Origin of the sequence: Vibrio sp. Y10_XG_PY6 (assembly GCF_024181795.1) — a bacterium.
GTDB lineage: Bacteria > Pseudomonadota > Gammaproteobacteria > Enterobacterales > Vibrionaceae > Vibrio > Vibrio diabolicus.
This window is the reverse complement of sequence record NZ_JAMZAQ010000002.1, coordinates 1263784-1284410: the sequence shown is the minus strand read 5'-3', so window position 1 is coordinate 1284410 and position 20627 is coordinate 1263784. Positions and strand designations below refer to the sequence as shown.

Below are 20627 nucleotides of genomic sequence, written 5' to 3'. Positions count from 1 at the left end.
CCTTAAGCTTTTATTTGAATAGGAGTGATAACACTGGGTGCTTTAACGTGACAGGCAATGGACTGGCTCGTGTTTAATGGAGAAAACCGTGGGGTTTCGTATTGGCAACGCGTCTCTCGATGCTCGCACCGCTCTCTAAACGGACACCCTTGATGGTTAATCAACGCACTTGGTGGGTTACCTGGGATGGTTGGTAAACGTGGCATATCTTCAGTGATAGAAGGAATAGCCTTTAGCAGGCCTTGAGTATAGGGGTGAGCAGGTTGAGCGAACAATGTCTCGGTATCGGATTGCTCCATTTTTTGACCACCATACATGACCAATACGCGATCACACATCTCGGCGACGACGCCCATATCGTGAGTGATCAGTAAAATTGCCGTGTTGAACTCTTGTTGTAAGTCTCGTAATAGCGTCAAAATTTGAGCCTGAACGGTTACATCTAACGCGGTGGTTGGTTCGTCTGCAATTAACAACTCGGGCTTACACAACAATGCCATCGCTATCATGATTCGCTGACGCATTCCGCCAGATAATTCGTGAGGGTATTGATTCATCCTAGTTTCGGGAGAGGGAATACGCACCGCATCCAACATGTGAATCGATTCAATTTTTGCTTGTTTTCGGCTCATTCCTTTATGAATCATGAGAACTTCACAAAGCTGCTTGCCAATTTTCATGAATGGATTAAGTGACGTCATCGGATCTTGAAAGATCATTCCGATTTTCTCTGCACGGATGCGGTTGAGCTGCTTTTTCGACATCGCGAGTAAATCATCACCGTGGAACATTGCGCTTCCAGACACGGCGCCGTTGTCCGCGGTTAACCCCATTAATGCGAAAACAGACTGGCTTTTTCCCGAACCTGATTCCCCAACAATCCCAAGAGTTTCGCCCGCTTTAATCGAGTAGGAGAGATTACTGACCGCTTGCACTTGCCCATCTGGCGTATCGAAGCGCACGTTCATGTTTTCAATAGATAGCATGGGTTTGTCCTTATCGGTCTTTCGGGTCAAGAGCATCACGCAAGCCATCGCCGATGAAGTTAAAACAAAAGAGGGTGGCAACTAAAAACAGAGAGGGAAAAAGCAGCATCCACAATGCAACGTCAATCGTTTTTGCGCCTTCGGAGATTAGGATTCCCCAGCTCGTGTCTGGTGGTTGAACACCAAGCCCTAAGAAGCTTAAAAACGATTCGAACATAATGAATCCTGGTACCATTAAGGAGGAATAAACCATCACGATCCCAAGAACATTAGGCAGAACATGGCGTCGGACAATTGTCAATTTAGAAACCCCAATAGAGTGTGCGGCTTCGATGAACTCTCGCTTTTTTAGACCGAAGGTGACACCACGTACAACACGGGCAATGCCCAGCCAAGATACCATTCCGATCACGATAAAAATCAGGTAGATGTTGTTGCCAAAAAGTGTAACAAACAGGATAACCATAAACATAAATGGCACCGAATCGAGCACCTCAATAATGCGCATCATTACGCTATCGACAACGCCGCCAAGATAGCCGGAAATACTTCCCCAAATCGTACCAATAACAACGGCGACTAAGGCGCCAACAAAACCTACCAAAATAGAGAGCCTGCCGCCTTGCATCGTGCGAGCAAAGACATCTTGCCCGAGATCATCGGTACCAAAGTAATGACCACTGCTCAGTGAAGGTTTTCCTAGCTCGTATGGATCGATGAGCACTTCCCAGTCAATTTCATCATGGCCAAAAGCGGCAAGAGAGGGGCCGAAAGTGATGCATAAGGTAATGAACGCCAAAACATACACTGATGTCATCGCGGCTCTGTTTTTACGAAATCGAGTCCATGCATCCTGCCAAAGACTGCGACCTTCGACGGCTTCAATATTGTCGACGACTTGATCTTGAAGAGCTTGTGTATCCAGTTTTTTGATCGTTAACATGCCGGACTCCTAAACGCGTATACGAGGGTCGATAATCGTATATAGCAAGTCGACCACAAGGTTAAAGAAGATAGTGAGTGAAGCGACAATCAGAGTAATGCCCATTACTAGGCCGTAGTCGCGGTTGAGAGCTCCAGACACAAAGTGTTGTCCCATGCCACCTGTACCAAAGAAAATGTCGATAATCACCGAGCCTGTCACGACAGACACAAACGCAGGGCCGAGCATCGCAACGACGGGAATCAAAGATGGTCGCAAAGCGTGATGGAATAAAATGTAGGTTGTGGACAAACCTTTGGCTTTTGCCGTTCGAATGTATGGCTGGTTGAGCGTTTCAATCATTGCGCCACGCATGACACGCGCAATACTCGCAATGGAACCAATCGCCAGGCTGAGCACGGGAAGAACAAGGAAAGCCAGCTTTCCTCCTTCCCAACCACCAGCAGGGAACCAGCCAAGCTGAATAGCGAAAATCATGACTAAAACCGGAGCAAGCACGAAAGCTGGAACCACAACTCCAGTCATCGAAAGTGTCATCAGGCCGTAATCTAGGCGGCTATTTCGGTTTAATGCCGCAATGGTGCCAAGTAACATGCCAAGTGGAACGGAGATACAAAAAGAGAGTACGCCTAATACTGCTGAAACTGGCCATGATTGTGCGACGAGCTGTGTAACACTGAAGTCTTGATAAACGAAGCTCGGACCGAGGTCTCCTTGTATGAAATTACCAATGTAAATCCAAAACTGAGTAAGGAAGGGCTGGTCCAAATGGAATTTTGCTTCGATATTCGCACGTACCACTTCTGGCATAGGCCGTTCCATATCAAATGGTCCCCCTGGTGCAATGTGCATCAGCCAAAATGATACGAGTGCGATGAATAGAAGCGTGGGGATAGCGATAGCTAATCGCTTAACAATGTACCAAATCATGATCCATCATCCTTTGGTCATCCGAAATCACTTCGAACGGTTATGAATAAAAAATGGTCTGAGCTCAGGTTGCCTTCTCCACCGAGAGATATGAGGAACGACAAGTAAACATTGAACTTGCCGACTCAGACCGAAAACATGCTTTTAGTGGGCTTTCACATAGACATTCTTGCGGTAATACGACGACTCAGGGTTTGTCAGTTCGTAGCCGCCCACATAAGGCTTGATGAGGTATTGATCGTTACCCGGACGATAAATAGGAATTATGGCCATGTCTTCAATCAGCATGCTTTCTGCTTGTAGATACAGTTCTGATGGGTTGCTCATGGTCTTTGAGCGAGCCATTAACTCGTCGTATTGCGGGTTGTTATAACGAGAATCGTTGTACTCGCCACTAGAAACGAAGATATCCAACCATGTAGAGGCTTCATTGTAGTCGGCCGTCCAGCTGCCGCGAGTAATGTCGGTCGGCTCTTTAAGTGCGTAGAACACTTTCGGTTCTAGCTGTTTTATTGTGACTTGCGCACCCAAGCGGCTTTTCCACATACCTGCCATGGTCGTTGCCACTTTTACGTCCATCGAGAAAGTTGGTACGGTAAACGTTAACTTAAGCGGATTGCTTTTATCGTATCCAGCTTCTGACAGTAATTGCTGCGCTTTTTCGATACGTTTATGGCGGTTCCAAGTTGCGAACTCAGGAGTGTGAGGTTTAAAACCATCGGTTTGAGGTGGCACAAGGGTATACATTGGAACCCCACCGTTTCTCAAAATAGCACTCGTTAAAAGTTGACGGTCAATGGCATATGAGAGGGCTTTACGGACCCGCACGTCTTTTGTTGGTCCTTGTTGAGTGTTGAGGTAATAGAATGTGGAGCCAAGAGACGCACTAGTGCTTGCCACTTCTTGTGGGCGTTGTTGAATTAACTTTTTCTTCTGAGCGGCAGGAATGGAAACCGCTTGGTCTATCTCACCGGCTAGGTAGCGGTTTAGCACTACATTTGCATCACCAATTGGTAGCCAGGTGACTTTTTCCAGCACTACATTGCTTGCGTCCCAATAATGTGGGTTTTTAACCATCACTAGTTTTTCGTTAACTTTCCATTCAGAGACAGTAAACGCCCCATTTGTAACGATATGCTCAGGCTGGGTCCAACGGTTGCCATGTTTTTCAACGGTCGCTTTATGAACGGGTGCAAGCACTGGATGACTTAATAGTTTCGTAAAGAAGGGAATCGGCTCTTCGAGTGTTACCTGGAACGTTGTTTCATCCAGCGCCTTCACGCCCAAAGACTCGGGTTCTGCTTCGCCCTTCATAATGGCTTGTGAGTTTGCGATATTTGGAATGGCCGCAAACCAAGCGTATGGTGAAGCAGTGCTTGGATTCAGTAAGCGTTGCCAGCTGTAGACAAAATCTTGTGCAGTGACCGTTTCGCCATTGGACCATTTTGCATCACGTAAGTGGAAGGTATAAACCGTATTGTTGTCATTGACTGACCAAGACTCAGCAACACCAGGAATGGTTTTACCTTGCTTATCTTGAATGACCAGACCTTCAAATAGGTCTCGACCGAGATTAAAAGCGGGCTCTGCGGCTTGCTTGGCTGGGTCAATAGAAGTAACTTCAGCCCCATTGTTTAGCGTAATTTCTTGTGTCTCATCGAGGGTCACACCTGCGGGATACGGCGCGGCATAGCTTGATGTTGCCAGTATTGGACTCATCATCGACGCTAACAAAAGCAACTTAGGTAATTTCATCCTTGTCTCACTCTTTTCATCCTGAAAGATGCTAGAAATGTATATTGTATAAATTGTCCACACAATCGAGTTTTAACATTACTGTAACAGGGTGTCGGGTATTGAGCTGTCTGGTCTCAAAAAGTGAGCTAGGGGAATTTCTTTGAAGATCTGATATCAAGTTGGCATGACGGGAAGTAATTTTGCTTAGATACAAATTAAAATCCCCTTCAAGCACAGGCTAAAAGGGGAAGATAGTCAGTCTGCTCTTCAAAAGGCACGACATTAACTGACTAGGAAGTGCTTTACGAACTCAGTGATTTTGACCATATCACTTACCGCGATAAACTCTTCTGTCGTGTGTACTTTTGCCATGCCAGTTGAAAGATTGACCGTTGTGAGACCTTTCTTGTTAAAGTTGTTAGCATCGCTACCGCCGCCAGTGCCTTTTGTGAAAGCCTCAATTCCCAACTCTGCAAACGCCGCTTTGATAGCGCTAACGTGTGGGTGGTTTTCTTCAATAACAAATGCATCGTAGGCTCGGCTAGATTCAATGTCGACTTCTGCACCGTGTTTTTCACAGACAGACTCTAATGTTGAGATCATATGATTGACCTGAGCATCTAGTTTATCGCCATTCAGGGAGCGTGCTTCTGCCACGATTTTTAATTCAGGCATGACAATGTTTGTGGCCTGACCGCCATTCACTATACCGATGTTGGCTGTCGTTTCTTCGTCGATGCGAAGCAGCTTCATTTGGTTGATAGCATCTGCCGCCACCATGATCGCACTGATGCCTTCTTCTGGCGCAAGCCCTGCATGTGCTGGTCGACCTTTGATTGTTGCCACGATTTTTTGCTGGCCTGGGGCTGCGGTCACAATAGTGCCAATAGGACCACCCGTATCTAACACGATTGCTTCCGTTGAAGTGACGTGTGACATATCGAAGTATTGTGAACCGAATAAACCGCCTTCTTCATACACGGTGAAAGCAAGCTCTAACGTTTTGTGCTCAAGGTTTTCCGCTTGAATACAACGAACGGCTTCCATGATGGCAGCAATACCAGATTTATCATCGCCACCAAGAATCGTATTGCCTTCTGAACGGATAACGCCGTCTTCGATGATTGGCTCAATGCCAATACCTGGAGTGACCGTATCCATATGACAGCTCATTAGGATAGAGCCGTCTTTTTTGCCGTCTAAACGGGCGTACACGTTAAAACCGTTAGAAATATGCTCAGGCACTGGAAGCTTGTGCACGGTAAAGCCTAGCTCGCCTAGCTGTTCTGCCAGTGTTTCTGCAATTTGTTTTTCGTTTTTTGATTCGCTGTCGATACGTACTAGTTGGCAAAAGTGTTCAACTAGGCGTTCTTGATTGATGTGTGTCATTAGATGTCTCTTTTTCTGATCGAGCGTGAAGCACTGTGGCTAGGGCTCGATAGGGAACAGAGCACCACTTATGGCACAGTTACTTTTGAATAAAACTGAGGTGAATCAATAAAGGAGTATCCATGACACGATTCTGACCGATGAGCCTTTCGAACTGTATGAAGCGTCACGAAACATTACTTTTGATGTTTTGCAGGATCAAATGAATAAATCGGATAGAGATAGGGTGCAATAGACTTTCCATCTCCTTTTACTTTTTGAGCTACGTTGCCAAGATAAAATGCCAAAGTAACAACTTGTTTACATTTTGTGTGTTGGCGTAAAGCCGAAAATATCAATCTAATATATTGAAAATAAGCAGTTTGTTTGATGTTTACGAAAGTGGGTTCGATGTGCCTACTGCGTGTAACATATATTTTACAATTGTGCGTAAAAATCGCCAAGGTAAAGATTTCTCCCCACGTATTCCAATTTCTCAAGACCTGCGCCAAGTTAGAAAAATAAGTCCAAACAAAAGCTACTGAGACAAGGAGAAAGTCATGGTTGATGCATATAACCCACTAGGAACAGACGGATTTGAGTTTGTTGAATATACCGCTGCTGACAACAAAGGCATTCAACAGCTTAAAGATCTGTTTATATCGTTAGGTTTTGCGGAAATTGCAAAGCATCGCTCAAAAGAAGCGTGGTTATATCGACAAGGTGACATTAGCTTTATTGTGAATGCGCAGCCGCATAGCCAAGCTGAGGGATTCGCCAAAGTCCACGGTCCGTCGGTTTGTGGCATGGCATTTCGAGTGAAAGACGCGACCGTTGCTCTGGCGCATGCGTTAGAGAATGGCGGTAAAGAATATAAAACGGAAATTGGGCCGATGGAGCTTAGCATTCCTGCTATTTATGGCATCGGTGAAAGCTTGCTTTATTTTGTCGATCGTTATGGAAAGCTGAGCATCTATGATGTCGATTTTCGTTTTTATGATGATGCTGATGAGCGTTTATCAAAAGCGAATGTTGGTCTTTACGAAATCGACCACTTAACGCACAACGTTAAGCAAGGCAACATGGATGTCTGGTCTGGTTTCTATGAGCGCATTGGTAACTTCCGCGAAATTCGTTATTTCGATATCGAAGGTAAGCTGACTGGTCTTGTCAGCCGCGCGATGACCGCACCTTGCGGCAAAATCCGAATTCCTATCAATGAGTCGTCAGATGATAAATCACAGATTGAAGAGTTTATCCGTGAATACAATGGCGAAGGCATTCAACATATCGCATTGACCACAGACGACATCTACGAAACGGTCAAAACATTGCGTGAGCGAGGCATGGACTTTATGCCAACGCCAGATACTTATTACGAGAAAGTCGATCAGCGTGTTGAAGGCCACGGTGAAGATGTAAGCAAGCTTCGTGATTTGCAGATTCTTATTGATGGTGCGCCAACGAAAGATGGCATCTTGCTACAAATCTTTACTCAAACCGTTATCGGCCCTGTGTTCTTCGAAATCATCCAACGTAAAGGCAATGAAGGCTTTGGCGAGGGTAACTTCAAAGCGTTGTTTGAATCGATAGAAGAAGACCAAATTCGCCGAGGAGTATTGAGCGATGCATAAATGGATCACATTCCCTCACCGGGAGGGAGTGTGCTCTAAACAAGCGCATGCTGACTTCCCGGAAGAGGCAATTTATGAACGTGAGGCAGGTCGAAGTGGTTTTTTTGGCCCCGCAACACATTTTCATCATCAACATGCCCCAACGGGATGGTCTGAGTGGGAGGGCGAGCTACGTCCACGAGCGTTCGATTTTAATCTAGTCGAGAAAGCCAGCCATATTACCCCTTGGGCAGTCCCGCATCTATTACACAACGCAAATTGTAAAGTTCGTGTCTGGCGTATGGATGAAAAAATGGACTTCTTGGTGAGAAACGCTGATGGCGACGAACTGCTATTCATCCACCAAGGTACGGCAGATCTGTATTGTGATTATGGTCATTTGAAAGTGAGCGAAGGGGATTATGTCATGATCCCACGCTCAACGAGCTGGCGTTTTGAGCCAAGCGAGCCGATGTTCATTTTGATGATCGAAAACACCGATGCGGCCTATACATTGCCCGAAAAAGGCATGGTTGGAAACCACGCGGTGTTTGATCCGGCGGTTTTAGAAACGCCGTCGATCAACGATCAGTTCCGTGCTCAATATTCTGAGAATCAAACACAGGTTCAGGTGAAACGCCACGATAAAGTCAGTGTTATCACTTACCCATTCAACCCGTTGGATGCGATTGGCTGGCATGGTGATTTGGCGGTGGTAAAAGTGAATTGGCGTGATATTCGTCCACTTATGTCACATCGTTACCACTTACCGCCTTCTGCACATACTACATTTGTAGGAGCAGGATTTGTGGTGTGTACCTTCGTTCCTCGTCCAATTGAAAGTGATCCTGGAGCGCTCAAGGTACCGTTCTATCACAACAATGACGATTATGACGAAGTCTTGTTCTACCATGCAGGTGATTTCTTCAGCCGTGACAACATTGAAGCAGGCATGGTGACATTCCATCCAGCAGGATTTACGCATGGTCCTCACCCGAAAGCATTCAAAGCAGGGCGAGAGCACAAGAAGACTTTTACCGACGAAGTTGCGGTCATGATCGATACGCGTCACGCACTTCAGTTTTCGGATGAGCTGGAAAAAGTAGAAAACAAAGAATACGTCTATAGCTGGCAAGAGAAGTAAGAGGCAAGGATGAAATTAGCAACCAAGAAAAATGGCACTCGTGACGGTTTGTTGATGGTCGTGAGCAAAGACTTAACGCGCTGCGTACCTGCGACAGAAATTTTCCACCCCATGAACTTAGCACCGACGATGCAGGTGGCGCTTGATAACTGGGATGCGCTAGCACCGCAACTGGAAGAGCTGTACGTCGCACTGAACAACGGTACGGTCGCAGGGTATGAAGAGTTTGAAGCACACTACTGTGAGTCGCCGCTTCCTCGCGCTTATCAGTGGGCTGATGGCAGTGCTTACGTAAACCACGTTGAGTTGGTTCGAAAAGCTCGCGGCGCTGAAATGCCAGAGAGTTTTTGGACGGATCCGTTGATGTACCAAGGAGGCTCTGATGCCTTTATTGGTCCTTGTGACAACATCGAGTTTGCCAGTGATGAATGGGGTATTGATTTCGAAGGCGAAGTTGCTGTGGTAACTGGTGACATACCAATGGGCGCAAGTGTTGCAGAGGCTCAGGAGTCGATTCGTTTGATCATGCTGGTGAATGATGTCTCACTGCGTGGGCTAATTCCCGAAGAATTAGCTAAAGGGTTTGGTTTTTTCCAATCTAAACCTTCTTCTGCGTTTTCTCCTGTGGCAGTAACACCTGACGAACTAGGCGATGCGTGGTACGAAAACAAAGTGCATTTACCATTGGTCTCGACCTACAACCACAAGCCGTTTGGTCGCCCGAATGCAGGTATCGATATGACGTTTGATTTCGCAGACTTAATTGTTCACGCGACTAAAACGCGCCCGCTATCTGCTGGGGCGATTATAGGCTCAGGTACGGTATCCAACAAGCAGGGAACGGAACATGGCACTTCTATTGAAGAAGGTGGCGTTGGCTATTCATGTATCGCGGAAGTTCGCATGATTGAAACCATTCGTGATGGTAAACCGTCGACTAACTTCATGTCGTTTGGCGACTCAATCAAACTGGAAATGTTCGATGCGGATGGCAACAACATCTTTGGTTCGATTGACCAACAAGTTAGCCAATATCTCAAGCATTAAGAGCGCCAGTTGGGAGACGATATGAGCGATAGCATGGTTTTGTACGGATATTGGCGGTCTTCAGCGGCGTATCGTGTGCGTATTTGTTTGAATCTTAAAGAGTTATCGTATGATTCAAAATCGGTACACTTGGTGCGCAATGGTGGTGAACAACACAGTGACGAGTATCATGAGTTAAACGCTTCTGAACTGGTTCCTGTGCTGGTGGATGGGGAGGTTCAGTTAACCCAGTCACTGGCCATCATTCAATACTTAGAAGAACACTATCCGGATGTCACTGTGATCCCCGAGCAAACACCACTTCGATATCAAGCACTGGCTTTGGCTCAGGATATTGCAATGGAGATTCATCCTCTGAATAACTTAAGAGTTCTACAGTATTTAGAGGGGGAGTTAGCTTGCGAGCCAGAGCGCAAAGTCGCTTGGATTCATCACTGGATCCACAAAGGTTTTGCAGCATTAGAAGAGAAACTTCAGAAGCATCGTAAACTAAATGGTGATTGTAAGTTTAGCCTGACAAGCTCGCCATCTATTGTCGATATTTGTCTGGTACCACAATTTTATAACGCACAACGCTTTGGTGTAGATACTTCTCTTTATCCAACCATTAACGCGGTTGTGCAGTCATGCAATCAAATGCCTGCTTTTATTGATGCGATGCCAGAGAATCAGCCAGACGCTAATAGTTGATTCTTAGCATCATAATGTATTAACAAAAATTTAAACGAGCCAATCCAAGTGTGTGATTGGCTCGTTTTTATTGGGGAGTCAAATTTTCTGTATCACGCTATCGTAGTGGCTCCTCAAAATTGCGAGGTTTTGTTGCTCTGCATAGCATTTCCATTTACGCTTTGAGCAACGAGTTGTTTTGGATGCACTTTATTTATGACCAACATTTTTATCATTGTTGTTCTTCTGGTTTTATTCTTCTTTGTTATTCAAAAGTACGTGATTAAGCACGACGACACGCGTGATTATCCTTATCGCTCGAAAGGTCCTCTGCTCAGAGGTCAAGAGGGTGCGTTCTATAATGCGTTAAGAGCGGCGGTAGGGGAGCATGCCGTAGTATTCGCGAAAGTAAACATGTCCAGTTTGGTTACGCCAAAAGAAATCAAAAATAAGAAGCAGTTTTTTGTCGCGAACAATCGCATATCTCGAAGTTATTTTGATTACGTTATTTGTGATCCTAGGACGCTAGAGCCGCGTGTGATCGTTGAATTGGATAACGGGCAAGAGTTAAGCAAGGGCAAGGTAGAAAGACAAAAGTTACTGATCCATGTTTGTAAGACGGCAAACCTACCTTTAATCGGCGCTTCGATAAAGCACAGTTATCAAGTTGGGCGATTACGTCGTTTGCTTGCAGCACACATTGATTTGATTGAGCCCGATAAAGAAGTGCGCTTTTGTAAAAAATGTGGCAGTCCGATGATCATTAAAACCGCAAGCCAAGGTGAATTCAAAGGTCGACGCTTCTTTACTTGCAGCCGCCAACCAAATTGTACTTACACCGAGAATTACAATGTGGTGTTTGAGTCGGACGACTAAAGACGACAGTTGAACAGCAAAACTGATGAGGCTTTGATTCGAGACAATCAAAGCCTTTTTTGTATCAGTCCCCAAGGCAAGACCTATACTTTGAAAAAGAGTGCAGAATAGGGAAGCCATATGCGATACGGATGGATTTTGTCAGCGTTGTTCATCGCATCTAATGTTAGTGCGATACCTAATTTGAAACCACTGGAGTGTGAGTTAACGGAGACACCCCAAGATCATTTCTTGTTTTACCGAGAGCAAATGGTTTACCACAGTGAGCAGTTTGTCATATTTCAAAACTTCAAAGGCAGGGTGAGCACTCAAGTGGATGTTAAAACAGGAGAGTTGATCCGTACAACCTATATCGGCGAACCATTTAAACCTAAATATCAGATTTTATTTGGTACTTGCCCTAAGGTATCGCAAACCTTACAGATTTGGATGCTCAGTGAAGTGCCTTACGACAATTAAGTGAGATAATAAAAGTTATATAGATCACACTTTTAAACCCTGCAGGCTCAGTCCTTGTCGATAAAATCATCTGAAAACGCGTGTTGAGTTTACATTTTCGCCAAACGGTTCAAAGTTGGTAAATTTGTGCTTGCACCGTCGTTCGCTTATAGCTAATATCCTCGTCGTTCCAGAGAAATGCGTCCGTAGCTCAGCTGGTTAGAGTATCGCCTTGACATGGCGGGGGTCGGTGGTTCGAGTCCACTCGGACGCACCATTCTGAATTGAATGGTTAGGAACACAAAATTTGGGTCCGTAGCTCAGTTGGTTAGAGTACTACCTTGACATGGTAGGGGTCGGCGATTCGAGTTCGCCCGGACCCACCAAATTTTAGAAAAAGCCCACCAAACGGTGGGCTTTTTTGTATCCATAATTTGTTGATACTCAGATTTAAACACCTTACTTTTCCTTTGCACACTTTCTACAAATACTCCGCATTGCCATCAGTGTAAATTTGAGTGGTTTTACAAGAATTTAACTCGTTCATCTAAACATTCATTGGAGCCCATTTCGAATTCGCGGCAAATCCAAGGCCTATTTTCGTAAATCGTACACATTAATGTGTCTCTGTCTAAAGCTGCACACCAACCATCATTTAGCCGCATCATTGTTTCGCCTCCATACTGGTCACGCGCAATAAACTCTTCAGGTACGCCAGTATCTGAAATAATCATAACCTCGAGACGGCAACAACAAGCCTTACAGTTAGAGCAAGATACATCAGAGGGCAGGGGAGAGGGAGTCTTAGTTGGTATAATCATGAATAACTACAATTTGGTCAATTGTGCATGGTACCGTAAATTTAGCACGAATGAACTTTATTTCTAAATAGAACACCCTATTAACGATAAACCAAGTGAACGCATTTTATGCGTTCACTTGCCCGCCTTTCCGAGTAAGTCGGTAGAACTGACAGTGATTCACACCAATTAACCTTATAGTCAGTGTAAATTTGAACGCCGATTCTTTGGCATACGTGTACTTTACACAAGATCTGCTTCTGTAAAGTTGGTTTTAAATGTGAAAGCAAATGGCGTATCTCCGTTTTCGCGCAAATGCTGAAGGCGTAACAAGGCTTCTTGTGGTGTTGGTATATAACCGTCTTCTACCCACCACAGAACATAGCTATCCTCCGCTAAACGATGAAACCATTCGCTTTTTCGGCGCATGAAATCTCTATGACCGGTACGAAACATAAAGTTTTTAAGTGAGTCAGTACTTTCCCAAATAGACATGTTTACAATCATGTTCGGGTCATCAAATAATTTAATGCTTGTTGCATCGCCGGAGTCGTCTTTTAGACGCCAGATAAAGCCTTCACTTTCTTCAGCTATACCATTAATTAAGTCCAAATTGTCTACGAACTCTTTAATTTCTGGTGCATCCAAAGGGTATTTAGCAAGCGCAATATTTAATTGAGCTAATTTCATTTCATGACCCTCCCTGGTCGATAAGCCTGTAATGCTGGTCAAAAGCTCTAAGTAGCTTTTCCTATTTTATCATGCAGTGTGTTGCTAGTGCCTTCAAAGGTCAATTAGAAAGTTAGTGACTGTGGCGAGTCATTGGATGGCAAAAAAGTCGTTTTATACATTGGTTATGTTGAGCATAAGCCCTTCTTTTCTCGCGATTATCGTCGGTAAGTCTCACTCAAGAGAGTTGCTATCTTGGATATGCAGCAGTACTCTCATTTTCTGTGGCAAGCCTTGCGCTTCTATACTTCTTATTGAGATTCGATCCTCACTTTTTGGTGTGTGAACGTGAGATAGTGTTCATGTCACTCTTTAATTTAAGTTGTTTGGCTGAACGTTAGGAGGAACTTTGATTACAAAGATAACAAGAAATGCCATTTTGCTTGGCCTAGTTCCCATTGCAGTTTTTGTTGTGGCTTTTAATTCAATAGCCAATTTTTACATCAGCTATATCAAAGAGACTAAAATAGACACCTATGTCGATTATTTACACCAACGATCCATGTATTTGGATGAGGCGATTGTAAAGCAGGTTTCGCAGTTAGATTTCACGTGCAGTAATAGTGATGTTAGAACATTACGCGACCCACGTTTTTATAATCGTTACATCCGTTTTATTGCGATGGAAACGAATGACGGTAAAACATGCTCCACGATTGGTCGCGAAGTATCTCATTTATCCAATGCGCAACGATTTCAGCTTGGCGAAAACTTTTTTGCATCACTTATTTTACCGGAACACCAAGATCAAGTTGAGTGGATGGTCATTTATGAAAATGAACATGTTGAAGTTGTCTGGGTTCTCGATAATAGTTGGGTCAAAGAAGTGATAAAAACGCCTTGTGAAGACTGTTTGTTCGTCGAGTTTATATATGATGAGCCTGTATTTGGAGATTTAACAATAAGTCGAGGAAAACCAGCCATTGCAGCAGAAGAAGCGGCAGTTTCAAAAGAGTTATTCTTCTCGGCTGATTCTCAAGCCAATATGCTCATCAAAATACACAGTGGCGAGAAACTGAAGAGCTATGCTCAGGAAAGAGTCTTTCTATGGGGAGGCCTAGTCAGTGTGCTTATGGGGCTGGCTTTTGCGTTTGTATATGTGTCCAGTAAGAGCTTGAGAAAGTCTATCAAAGGCTTGATCCAGAATGGGATTAATAATGCGGAATTTGTCCCTTATTACCAAGCGATAGTCGATAGCCGTGATGGTGTAACAGTGGGGTATGAAGCACTGATTCGGTGGTCTCGCCGTGATGGTATGGTGCCGCCAAACATGTTCATCGGCGCTGCAGAAGAAAGTGGTCTGATTGTCCCAATGACGAATCAGCTTATTCGTAAAATCATACAAGATCTTAGTGTGTTACCTGAGCATGTGTGGGTCAGCATCAATATTGTTTCTTCCCATTTAGAGTCAGGTGAACTCACTAAGTTACTGTCAGAACTGAATTGGCCATGTCCGAAGAGAGTGCATTTTGAGTTGACCGAGCGAATTCCTGTAAAAGATACAGAGGCAGCGAAAAAAGAGATTTTGTATCTGGCGAATAAAGGCTACAAGTTCAAAATTGACGATTTTGGGACTGGGTATGGCGGCTTTTTTTATTTGCAAGATCTGGGTATCCGATGCTTGAAAGTGGATAAGATGTTCATCGACCCAATAGGCTCTGATGACCAAAAATTGAAAGTGTTGGATTCTATTGTCTCGGCAGCAAAGAAAGCGGAATGTGAGATGATTGCAGAAGGTGTAGAGAGCGATGCTCAAGTCGCGTATTTGGCTCAGCATTCTATTTACCTTATTCAAGGGTATGTCTACGCTAAACCAGAGCCTATTAACAACCTTGTGATGACTTAAAGCAAGGCATAATGGGGCGTATTCATTATTAAAGGTGTCTTTCGGCACCTTTTTTATTGCTGAACCTTTTTGGGTTCACTGTTCCATAAAAAACCTGTTGAAGTCTTAGAATTCAAACAGAGTTTACAGAGAATATGAACGCCCGATTTTAGCATCGGGCGTTAGGATTTTACTTAGGAAGAAAGGGCGGCTTTTTTGGTTTTTAATGAAGCGATCAATTGAGGGAGCAATGACATAACAATCATCCCTAGCATCAAGCTGTATTGGAGAGGGGTGAAAGTCTCACCTAATAGCAGCAAACCTGACACAATGCCCGCAACGGGGTTGGCAATACCACCAAAAGTAAAGTCAACGACCGACATACGCTGCAATAGCCAAACATACATGCCGTAGCCTAATGCAGTGTTCAGAATGATCACCCACAGCAGCCCAAGGGTGTTCGTCATTGATAAGTTTTGAATGGCTGTAACGTATGGCTCTGGATTGTTTATTGCCAGCACGCTTGTTGCGACAGACGTAATCACACCACCCAAAATGAGCTGCCATGTTAATACTGTCCACCAATGCATTTTCGTTCCTAGTGATTTCGTTACGCTACTGCCTACCACAATACACATTATGGCGGAGATCATCGCCAGCAAGCCCATAGGGTTGAGCGAAATAGAACTAGGATCAAATAAGAACCAAGCCAAAGCAATCAAAGTCGCTCCACTTATTGCCTGTATTGCGCTTGGCTGGCGCTTATAGACTGCCCAGCCAAACAGCATCGCAAAAACGGGCACTGATACCATACCGACACCTGAGATCGCAGAAGGAAGCGTCAACGCCATGACAAAAATGAGACCAAAGAAGCAAGCGATGTTGATAGTTCCTAAAACAAGCAGCACTTTCCATTCACTCTTTTTCGGGAAAGATGGCTTTATTGCGAGGAGCAAAAGACCCGCAGGCAATGCTCTTAGCGCACCAAGTAAAACGGGAGGCCAGTCCGGAAGCGTAAACTGAGTAACAGCATAAGTTGTCCCCCAAAAAAAAGCCGGGATCATTGCAAGCAAAATATTCATGTTAAATATCTTTACGTTGAGATAATTAATTGTAAAGATATCGGTAAGGTTACTTTTTGTAAAGTATCTTTATGTTAAAATAAAAATTAAATGACGTTTGGAGAGAAACCATGGACGCAATTGATAGAGTGGTAGAGCAGTGGGCTAAGGAGAAGCCAGAGCTCGACACTGAACCGATGGCAATTATGGGTCGGCTAATGCGAATTGCTAAGCACATGGAGTGTCGGGTCGCTGACCTACATAAGAAGTACGATCTTAAGATGGGTGAATTTGATGTGTTGGCGACACTTCGCCGAGCAGGTTCACCATATTGCCTTACTCCCTCAGCGCTAATTGATTCGATGATGCTCACTTCGGGCGCGATGACGAACCGATTAGATAAACTCGAGAAGAAAGGCTTTATTACCAGAACACACAGTAAAGAAGATAGACGCAGTGTCACCGTTGAGTTAACTGAAAAGGGCTTAACCTTAATTGACAAGTTGATCTTAGAGCATGTGGACGTTCAGCAATCGCTGCTACATGGTTTAGAAGGCAATGAGAAAGCGCAGGTTAACCAGGCGTTAAGACTACTATTGCCTTTGTTTGAGTAAAAGATACAGGAAGGGTGGGACGGAATGAGAAGCAAAGAGTTAGAAGGTTATTTAAGTACCTTTATGTGTGCGGAGAGTGATTTCCCATTTGGGCCAGAAGCGCTTGTATACAAAATCAAAGGTAAAATGTTTGCGATTATTGCAGAGGGAAACGGTCGGGAGTATGTCAGCGTAAAAGTAAAACCAGAAGATGGAGAAGTCTTAACATCGCAGTTTACGGACATCACTCCTGGTTATCACCTAAATAAGCGTCACTGGATAACGGTTTATTTTAATGGTGATGTGGAAGATGGATTGATTCAGGATTTATGTGAACGCTCTTATACTCTCGTCGTTGCCAAACTACCAAAAGTGCAACGAGCATTGCTTGGTCAGTAATAGCTATTACTGAAAAATTCGCACCTTTTCCATCCTCAAGCTATATAAGAATAAGTAGGCGGAAAAGTAGGAATGATATGCGAGCATTATCTGAATGGCTAAAAGAATATGGGGAGAGCCATCAAAACCCCATCAACCAAAAGATTCACACAATCGCAGTTCCGGGTATTTACCTATCTGTGGTCGGTCTAATTTGGTCAATTCCTCAAATCTCCATCTTGGGTTTCGAGTTTAACTGGGTCTGGATTGCTGTCATACCGGTATGGGTTTTCTATTTTCGTTTGTCTCTCAGCGTCTTTATGATGATGTTAGGGTATACATTAGCGTGCATCGGCCTGATATGGTCTTTGGAGGTATTGGCGCTGCCCGTACTGCATATTTCGATGCTCCTATTCGGTGTCCTGTGGATCTTGCAGTTCATTGGTCACAAAATAGAAGGGAAGAAACCGTCTTTTTTCGAAGATTTGCAGTTTCTTCTTATTGGTCCAATTTGGGTGTTCCGAAAACATTAACTCACTCCGTAATTAACAAGCTGATATCTCCCTGTATTGCGCGATCATGCTAGCGTCCATAAAGTCGTAAAATGCGCAGCATGATGTGCCGCTTTCTCATTGCCATGACAAGCATTCGCTTCTAATTCACACTATCATTAGAGTGCAGCTAAAGCCTGTTACTTTGCCTGAATGTTTGTGGCTAGTGACATTGTCACTTGGGGGATGAATGTACGACCGACAACATAAATATGCCTATTGGCGAGAAGAGCGTAAAAAAGGCAAATGGCATTACATCATGAAGTCTTTTTTTATGATTTGTTGCGCACTATTGCTTGGTAAAGTCATTGGTTTATTCATTTTTGGTGAGCTGCACTCCCTGAGTGATATTTTGGAGCAACTGCCCGCGGATCTTTTTATCATGATGCTAGTGGGCTTCCCGGTTAGTGTTATCGGCTGGTATCACGAGGAGTCGAAGTTTTTCCGAGCGTTACGACGTAAAGAAAAGCGCTTGAAAATGAAACGAGATAAACAAAGCTAACTCTGCATCGAGCTTTGTGTTATTTACTCGTCTGATTCACATATTTCTTTCAAGTTATTCGGTATTTTGCGTTAGGCCTCGCAAGCATGTCATTAAACTTATTGCAAAAAACGACATCATGCATTCTGTTAGCCAATCTTGACAGGAACTCGTATTGCGAGGTGTTCCAGCAGCCTGAAGCTACTGGGCAGATAGAACGGAGGATATTATGGATAGTGAATCAATGCTTCATAGTCAGCAAATATATTTTTGTAATGATGAAGCGTTAGTCGAGCAGCAAACACAGTGTTTAGAAGTTCTTTACGATTACAACCAAACTCGGCCTTCTGAATCTGAAAAGCGTACAGAAATATTACGACGTTTGCTCGGCGCTGTTGGTGACAACTGCTATTTTGAGCCGCCGCTTCGGGCGAATTGGGGGGGGCATACATACGTTGGTGATAACGTGTATGCAAACTTTAACTTAACCCTAGTCGATGATACGTATATCTACATTGGCAATAGTGTCATGATTGGTCCCAATGTGACACTAGCAACGGCAGGCCATCCGGTTGAACCGGAGCTCAGAAGAGAAGTTGCGCAATTTAATATCCCTATTCATATTGGTGATAATGTATGGATCGGCGCTAACTCAGTGGTATTGCCTGGCGTCAAGATTGGAGAAAACAGCGTAATTGGTGCTGGTAGCGTGGTAACGAAAGATATACCAAGTAATGTTGTTGCGGTAGGGAACCCGTGTCGTGTATTGCGAGAGATAGGCGAACATGACAAAGAATTCTATTACAAAGAGCGTCAAATCACGCACAACATGTATCAACGATAACAAAGGTAAATGCCCATGGTTTATACGATGTCAGTATAGAAAAGTTAAAAAACGAAATTTAACATCAGGGTGTAAAGATTGGCGCTGTTATCTTCTGGTATTGATGAAAACGCGCCAGTATCGTTATTGTGGGCGTTAAACTTTTGCCATTCAGCATTCAGTGACACGTTATAATCTAGGTCGTATCTCACCCCAAACAGATAGCTGTCCCCATTCTTTGTATCACTGCTATTAAACTGTTGGCCGTAAACTATGTAGGGGGTCAATTTATTCACGTTGTAACTCGTTGTTGCGTACCAAGAGGAGGAAATGTTGCTGGTTTGTCCTTCAGCCATTATCACAACGTTATCAAGCTCATACCTTACGCCTAGAGAAAACTGGTCAATCGTATTGCCTTTTTCTTTTAGAACCAAACGGTCAATTAACATGGCTCCTCCTTCAGGTGTGGATTGCTTGGTATTGGAGAGAACCGTAGTTTGGTCATAATCGCCATGTAGATAAGAAAAGTTCAAACGGTAGGCATTTCCGCTGAGTGTTAAGTTTATTCCGGCTGTGTTGTCTGATTCGATCTTCAGTTCAGTATCTTCGTTGAGGGTGACATCACTGCTGTCTTTAAACCCTATAAACGGCATTGCAGTAAGCATGATTTGCTCATTGAGGTCGTGATTCCAGCGAATGGATAAACCATTGTAAGCGGTGATGCCTAATATGCTGTCATACACTTCATTTGGTGGTCGAGCTTGGGTAAAAGCGTGACCGACATAATTATACTCAGACATCAAAAACAGCGGCAGCCTCAATCGTCCCCCACGTATCTCTACATTTTTATAGGTATAAGCTAAATATGCCCACTCTAATTGGGGCGAGCTCCAATGATCTTGCGGACGCTTGACTATCTGTGCGGATGCTCGAAATGCCTTGTAAAAGTAATCAAGTTGCAGGCCGAAGGTTGTGTCACAATCGTAGCAGGCTTCATCATGAATAAAGCGGTTGACGAGAACCGTTGTGGAGTTCTCCGACTTAGACCAAGATGTCGAACCAAAACCACTCAAAGACAGGTGATCTGATAACTCAATGGTGGCTAAGCTCGGAAAGGCGACAATACTCAGTGATAACATGGTCAAATATTTTTTCATATTAATCCTCCGAGCTCACCACACACAAAATACGAGCATTTCCAGGCACGCTCGAAGCAGGGGCATAACCAATCCGATTGGGCTTTTCTTGCATCCACGTGATCAGCGCATCAATGCTAGAGTTTGCAATCACTTTGGGTGGCCTCGCTTTGCCTGAAAAAGACAAGCTCGCCCAGTGCGCGTTCATTTGCGCCAAGTTTTTATTGAGAAGGTAGCGATAGAACTCCGCTCTCTCCGCTGATGTCGCTGGCCAGTCAGATAGCTCAATTCTCTGCCCTTGTAAGAGTTGCGTTTTTCCTCTGTACAACTTTCGCGCTTTATTGATGGTTAGGGGCGAGAACTCACTATTAAACGAGAAAACGGCGTAGCTCTCTGCAGCAAGTACTTGACTATCTATGGGTAGAAGGAAAACAACAATGAATAGGTAGCGTTTTATGCAGCGCAAAAGAAAACAGAGGAGAGAAATGTCGCCGCTCAT

General features: G+C 44.2%; 22 protein-coding genes and 2 tRNA genes. 14 read left to right on the top strand and 10 right to left on the bottom strand.

The window, feature by feature from the left end; translation table 11 throughout:
- Positions 1 to 2 precede the first annotated feature (2 nt).
- The 5 genes from NL644_RS14295 to NL644_RS14275 all read right to left on the bottom strand — a co-directional run bounded on the left by NL644_RS14295 (position 3) and on the right by NL644_RS14275 (position 5985).
- Positions 3 to 986, bottom strand: coding sequence for an ABC transporter ATP-binding protein (locus NL644_RS14295; RefSeq protein WP_025766748.1), 984 nt, complete (start codon positions 984 to 986; stop codon positions 3 to 5).
- 10 nt (positions 987 to 996) lie between these two features.
- Complete coding sequence (locus NL644_RS14290) at positions 997 to 1929, bottom strand: ABC transporter permease subunit (protein WP_005377839.1); 933 nt, start codon at positions 1927 to 1929, stop codon at positions 997 to 999.
- Between the two features lie 9 nt (positions 1930 to 1938).
- Complete coding sequence (gene oppB, locus NL644_RS14285) at positions 1939 to 2859, bottom strand: oligopeptide ABC transporter permease OppB (protein WP_005377838.1); 921 nt, start codon at positions 2857 to 2859, stop codon at positions 1939 to 1941.
- A 144-nt stretch (positions 2860 to 3003) separates the two neighbouring features.
- Positions 3004 to 4614, bottom strand: coding sequence for a peptide ABC transporter substrate-binding protein (locus NL644_RS14280; RefSeq protein ID WP_253658545.1), 1611 nt, complete (start codon positions 4612 to 4614; stop codon positions 3004 to 3006).
- Between the two features lie 264 nt (positions 4615 to 4878).
- The gene (locus tag NL644_RS14275; RefSeq protein WP_253658544.1) at positions 4879 to 5985 is read right to left on the bottom strand and encodes a M20/M25/M40 family metallo-hydrolase; all 1107 of its coding nucleotides are present in this window, start codon (positions 5983 to 5985) and stop codon (positions 4879 to 4881) included.
- 539 nt (positions 5986 to 6524) lie between these two features.
- Here NL644_RS14275 and hppD point away from each other — a divergent pair.
- The 8 genes from hppD (at position 6525) to NL644_RS14235 (ending at position 12137) form a co-directional block, all read left to right on the top strand.
- Positions 6525 to 7598 (top strand): 4-hydroxyphenylpyruvate dioxygenase, encoded by a 1074-nt coding sequence (gene hppD / locus NL644_RS14270; RefSeq protein WP_253658543.1) that lies wholly within the window; start codon positions 6525 to 6527, stop codon positions 7596 to 7598.
- Positions 7591 to 8721, top strand: coding sequence for a homogentisate 1,2-dioxygenase (locus tag NL644_RS14265; RefSeq protein ID WP_226421856.1), 1131 nt, complete (start codon positions 7591 to 7593; stop codon positions 8719 to 8721). The genes hppD and NL644_RS14265 overlap by 8 nt, the downstream gene beginning before the upstream one ends.
- A 9-nt stretch (positions 8722 to 8730) precedes the next feature.
- A complete protein-coding gene (locus tag NL644_RS14260) occupies positions 8731 to 9768 on the top strand; it encodes a fumarylacetoacetate hydrolase family protein (RefSeq protein WP_182018883.1) in 1038 nt (345 codons plus the stop codon).
- Positions 9769 to 9789: 21 nt separating this feature from the next.
- Positions 9790 to 10458, top strand: a complete 669-nt coding sequence (gene maiA / locus NL644_RS14255; RefSeq protein WP_182018882.1) for a maleylacetoacetate isomerase — start codon at positions 9790 to 9792, stop codon at positions 10456 to 10458.
- Positions 10459 to 10653: 195 nt separating this feature from the next.
- Positions 10654 to 11313, top strand: a complete 660-nt coding sequence (locus NL644_RS14250; RefSeq protein ID WP_046874874.1) for a DUF2726 domain-containing protein — start codon at positions 10654 to 10656, stop codon at positions 11311 to 11313.
- Positions 11314 to 11433: 120 nt separating this feature from the next.
- Positions 11434 to 11772 carry a hypothetical protein gene (locus NL644_RS14245; protein ID WP_005377830.1) on the top strand — a complete coding sequence of 113 codons (339 nt, stop codon included), beginning with the start codon at positions 11434 to 11436 and terminating at the stop codon, positions 11770 to 11772.
- 179 nt (positions 11773 to 11951) lie between these two features.
- Positions 11952 to 12028, top strand: a tRNA-Val gene (locus tag NL644_RS14240).
- A 32-nt stretch (positions 12029 to 12060) separates the two neighbouring features.
- Positions 12061 to 12137: transfer RNA gene (locus NL644_RS14235), tRNA-Val, on the top strand.
- A 138-nt stretch (positions 12138 to 12275) separates the two neighbouring features.
- Here the strand turns inward: NL644_RS14235 and NL644_RS14230 are convergent.
- On the bottom strand, positions 12276 to 12572 hold the full coding sequence (locus NL644_RS14230; RefSeq protein WP_074191235.1) for a YkgJ family cysteine cluster protein: 297 nt from the start codon (positions 12570 to 12572) through the stop codon (positions 12276 to 12278).
- Positions 12573 to 12794: 222 nt separating this feature from the next.
- Positions 12795 to 13241 (bottom strand): DUF3291 domain-containing protein, encoded by a 447-nt coding sequence (locus tag NL644_RS14225; protein WP_046874876.1) that lies wholly within the window; start codon positions 13239 to 13241, stop codon positions 12795 to 12797.
- Between the two features lie 388 nt (positions 13242 to 13629).
- Here NL644_RS14225 and NL644_RS14220 point away from each other — a divergent pair, with 388 nt between their 5' ends.
- A complete protein-coding gene (locus tag NL644_RS14220; protein ID WP_253658542.1) occupies positions 13630 to 15126 on the top strand; it encodes an EAL domain-containing protein in 1497 nt (498 codons plus the stop codon).
- Between the two features lie 173 nt (positions 15127 to 15299).
- Here the strand turns inward: NL644_RS14220 and NL644_RS14215 are convergent, their stop codons facing one another.
- Positions 15300 to 16187, bottom strand: a complete 888-nt coding sequence (locus tag NL644_RS14215; RefSeq protein WP_253658541.1) for a DMT family transporter — start codon at positions 16185 to 16187, stop codon at positions 15300 to 15302.
- A gap of 110 nt (positions 16188 to 16297) precedes the next feature.
- On the opposite strand from NL644_RS14215, the gene NL644_RS14210 reads away from it, so the two are divergent.
- From NL644_RS14210 to NL644_RS14190, 5 genes are all read left to right on the top strand, one after another.
- Positions 16298 to 16780: a MarR family winged helix-turn-helix transcriptional regulator gene (locus NL644_RS14210; RefSeq protein WP_005393451.1), complete on the top strand. Its 483-nt coding sequence runs from the start codon at positions 16298 to 16300 to the stop codon at positions 16778 to 16780.
- 24 nt (positions 16781 to 16804) lie between these two features.
- On the top strand, positions 16805 to 17158 hold the full coding sequence (locus NL644_RS14205) for an MmcQ/YjbR family DNA-binding protein (protein ID WP_253658540.1): 354 nt from the start codon (positions 16805 to 16807) through the stop codon (positions 17156 to 17158).
- 77 nt (positions 17159 to 17235) lie between these two features.
- Positions 17236 to 17670, top strand: coding sequence for a DUF962 domain-containing protein (locus NL644_RS14200; RefSeq protein WP_012841889.1), 435 nt, complete (start codon positions 17236 to 17238; stop codon positions 17668 to 17670).
- 208 nt (positions 17671 to 17878) lie between these two features.
- Positions 17879 to 18190, top strand: coding sequence for a hypothetical protein (locus tag NL644_RS14195; protein WP_046874879.1), 312 nt, complete (start codon positions 17879 to 17881; stop codon positions 18188 to 18190).
- Between the two features lie 208 nt (positions 18191 to 18398).
- Positions 18399 to 19013: a sugar O-acetyltransferase gene (locus tag NL644_RS14190; protein ID WP_253658539.1), complete on the top strand. Its 615-nt coding sequence runs from the start codon at positions 18399 to 18401 to the stop codon at positions 19011 to 19013.
- Between the two features lie 44 nt (positions 19014 to 19057).
- On the opposite strand, the gene NL644_RS14185 is transcribed toward NL644_RS14190, so the two are convergent.
- Positions 19058 to 20149 carry an outer membrane protein gene (locus tag NL644_RS14185; RefSeq protein ID WP_253658538.1) on the bottom strand — a complete coding sequence of 364 codons (1092 nt, stop codon included), beginning with the start codon at positions 20147 to 20149 and terminating at the stop codon, positions 19058 to 19060.
- Between the two features lies 1 nt (position 20150).
- Positions 20151 to 20627 (bottom strand): hypothetical protein, encoded by a 477-nt coding sequence (locus NL644_RS14180; RefSeq protein WP_005393443.1) that lies wholly within the window; start codon positions 20625 to 20627, stop codon positions 20151 to 20153.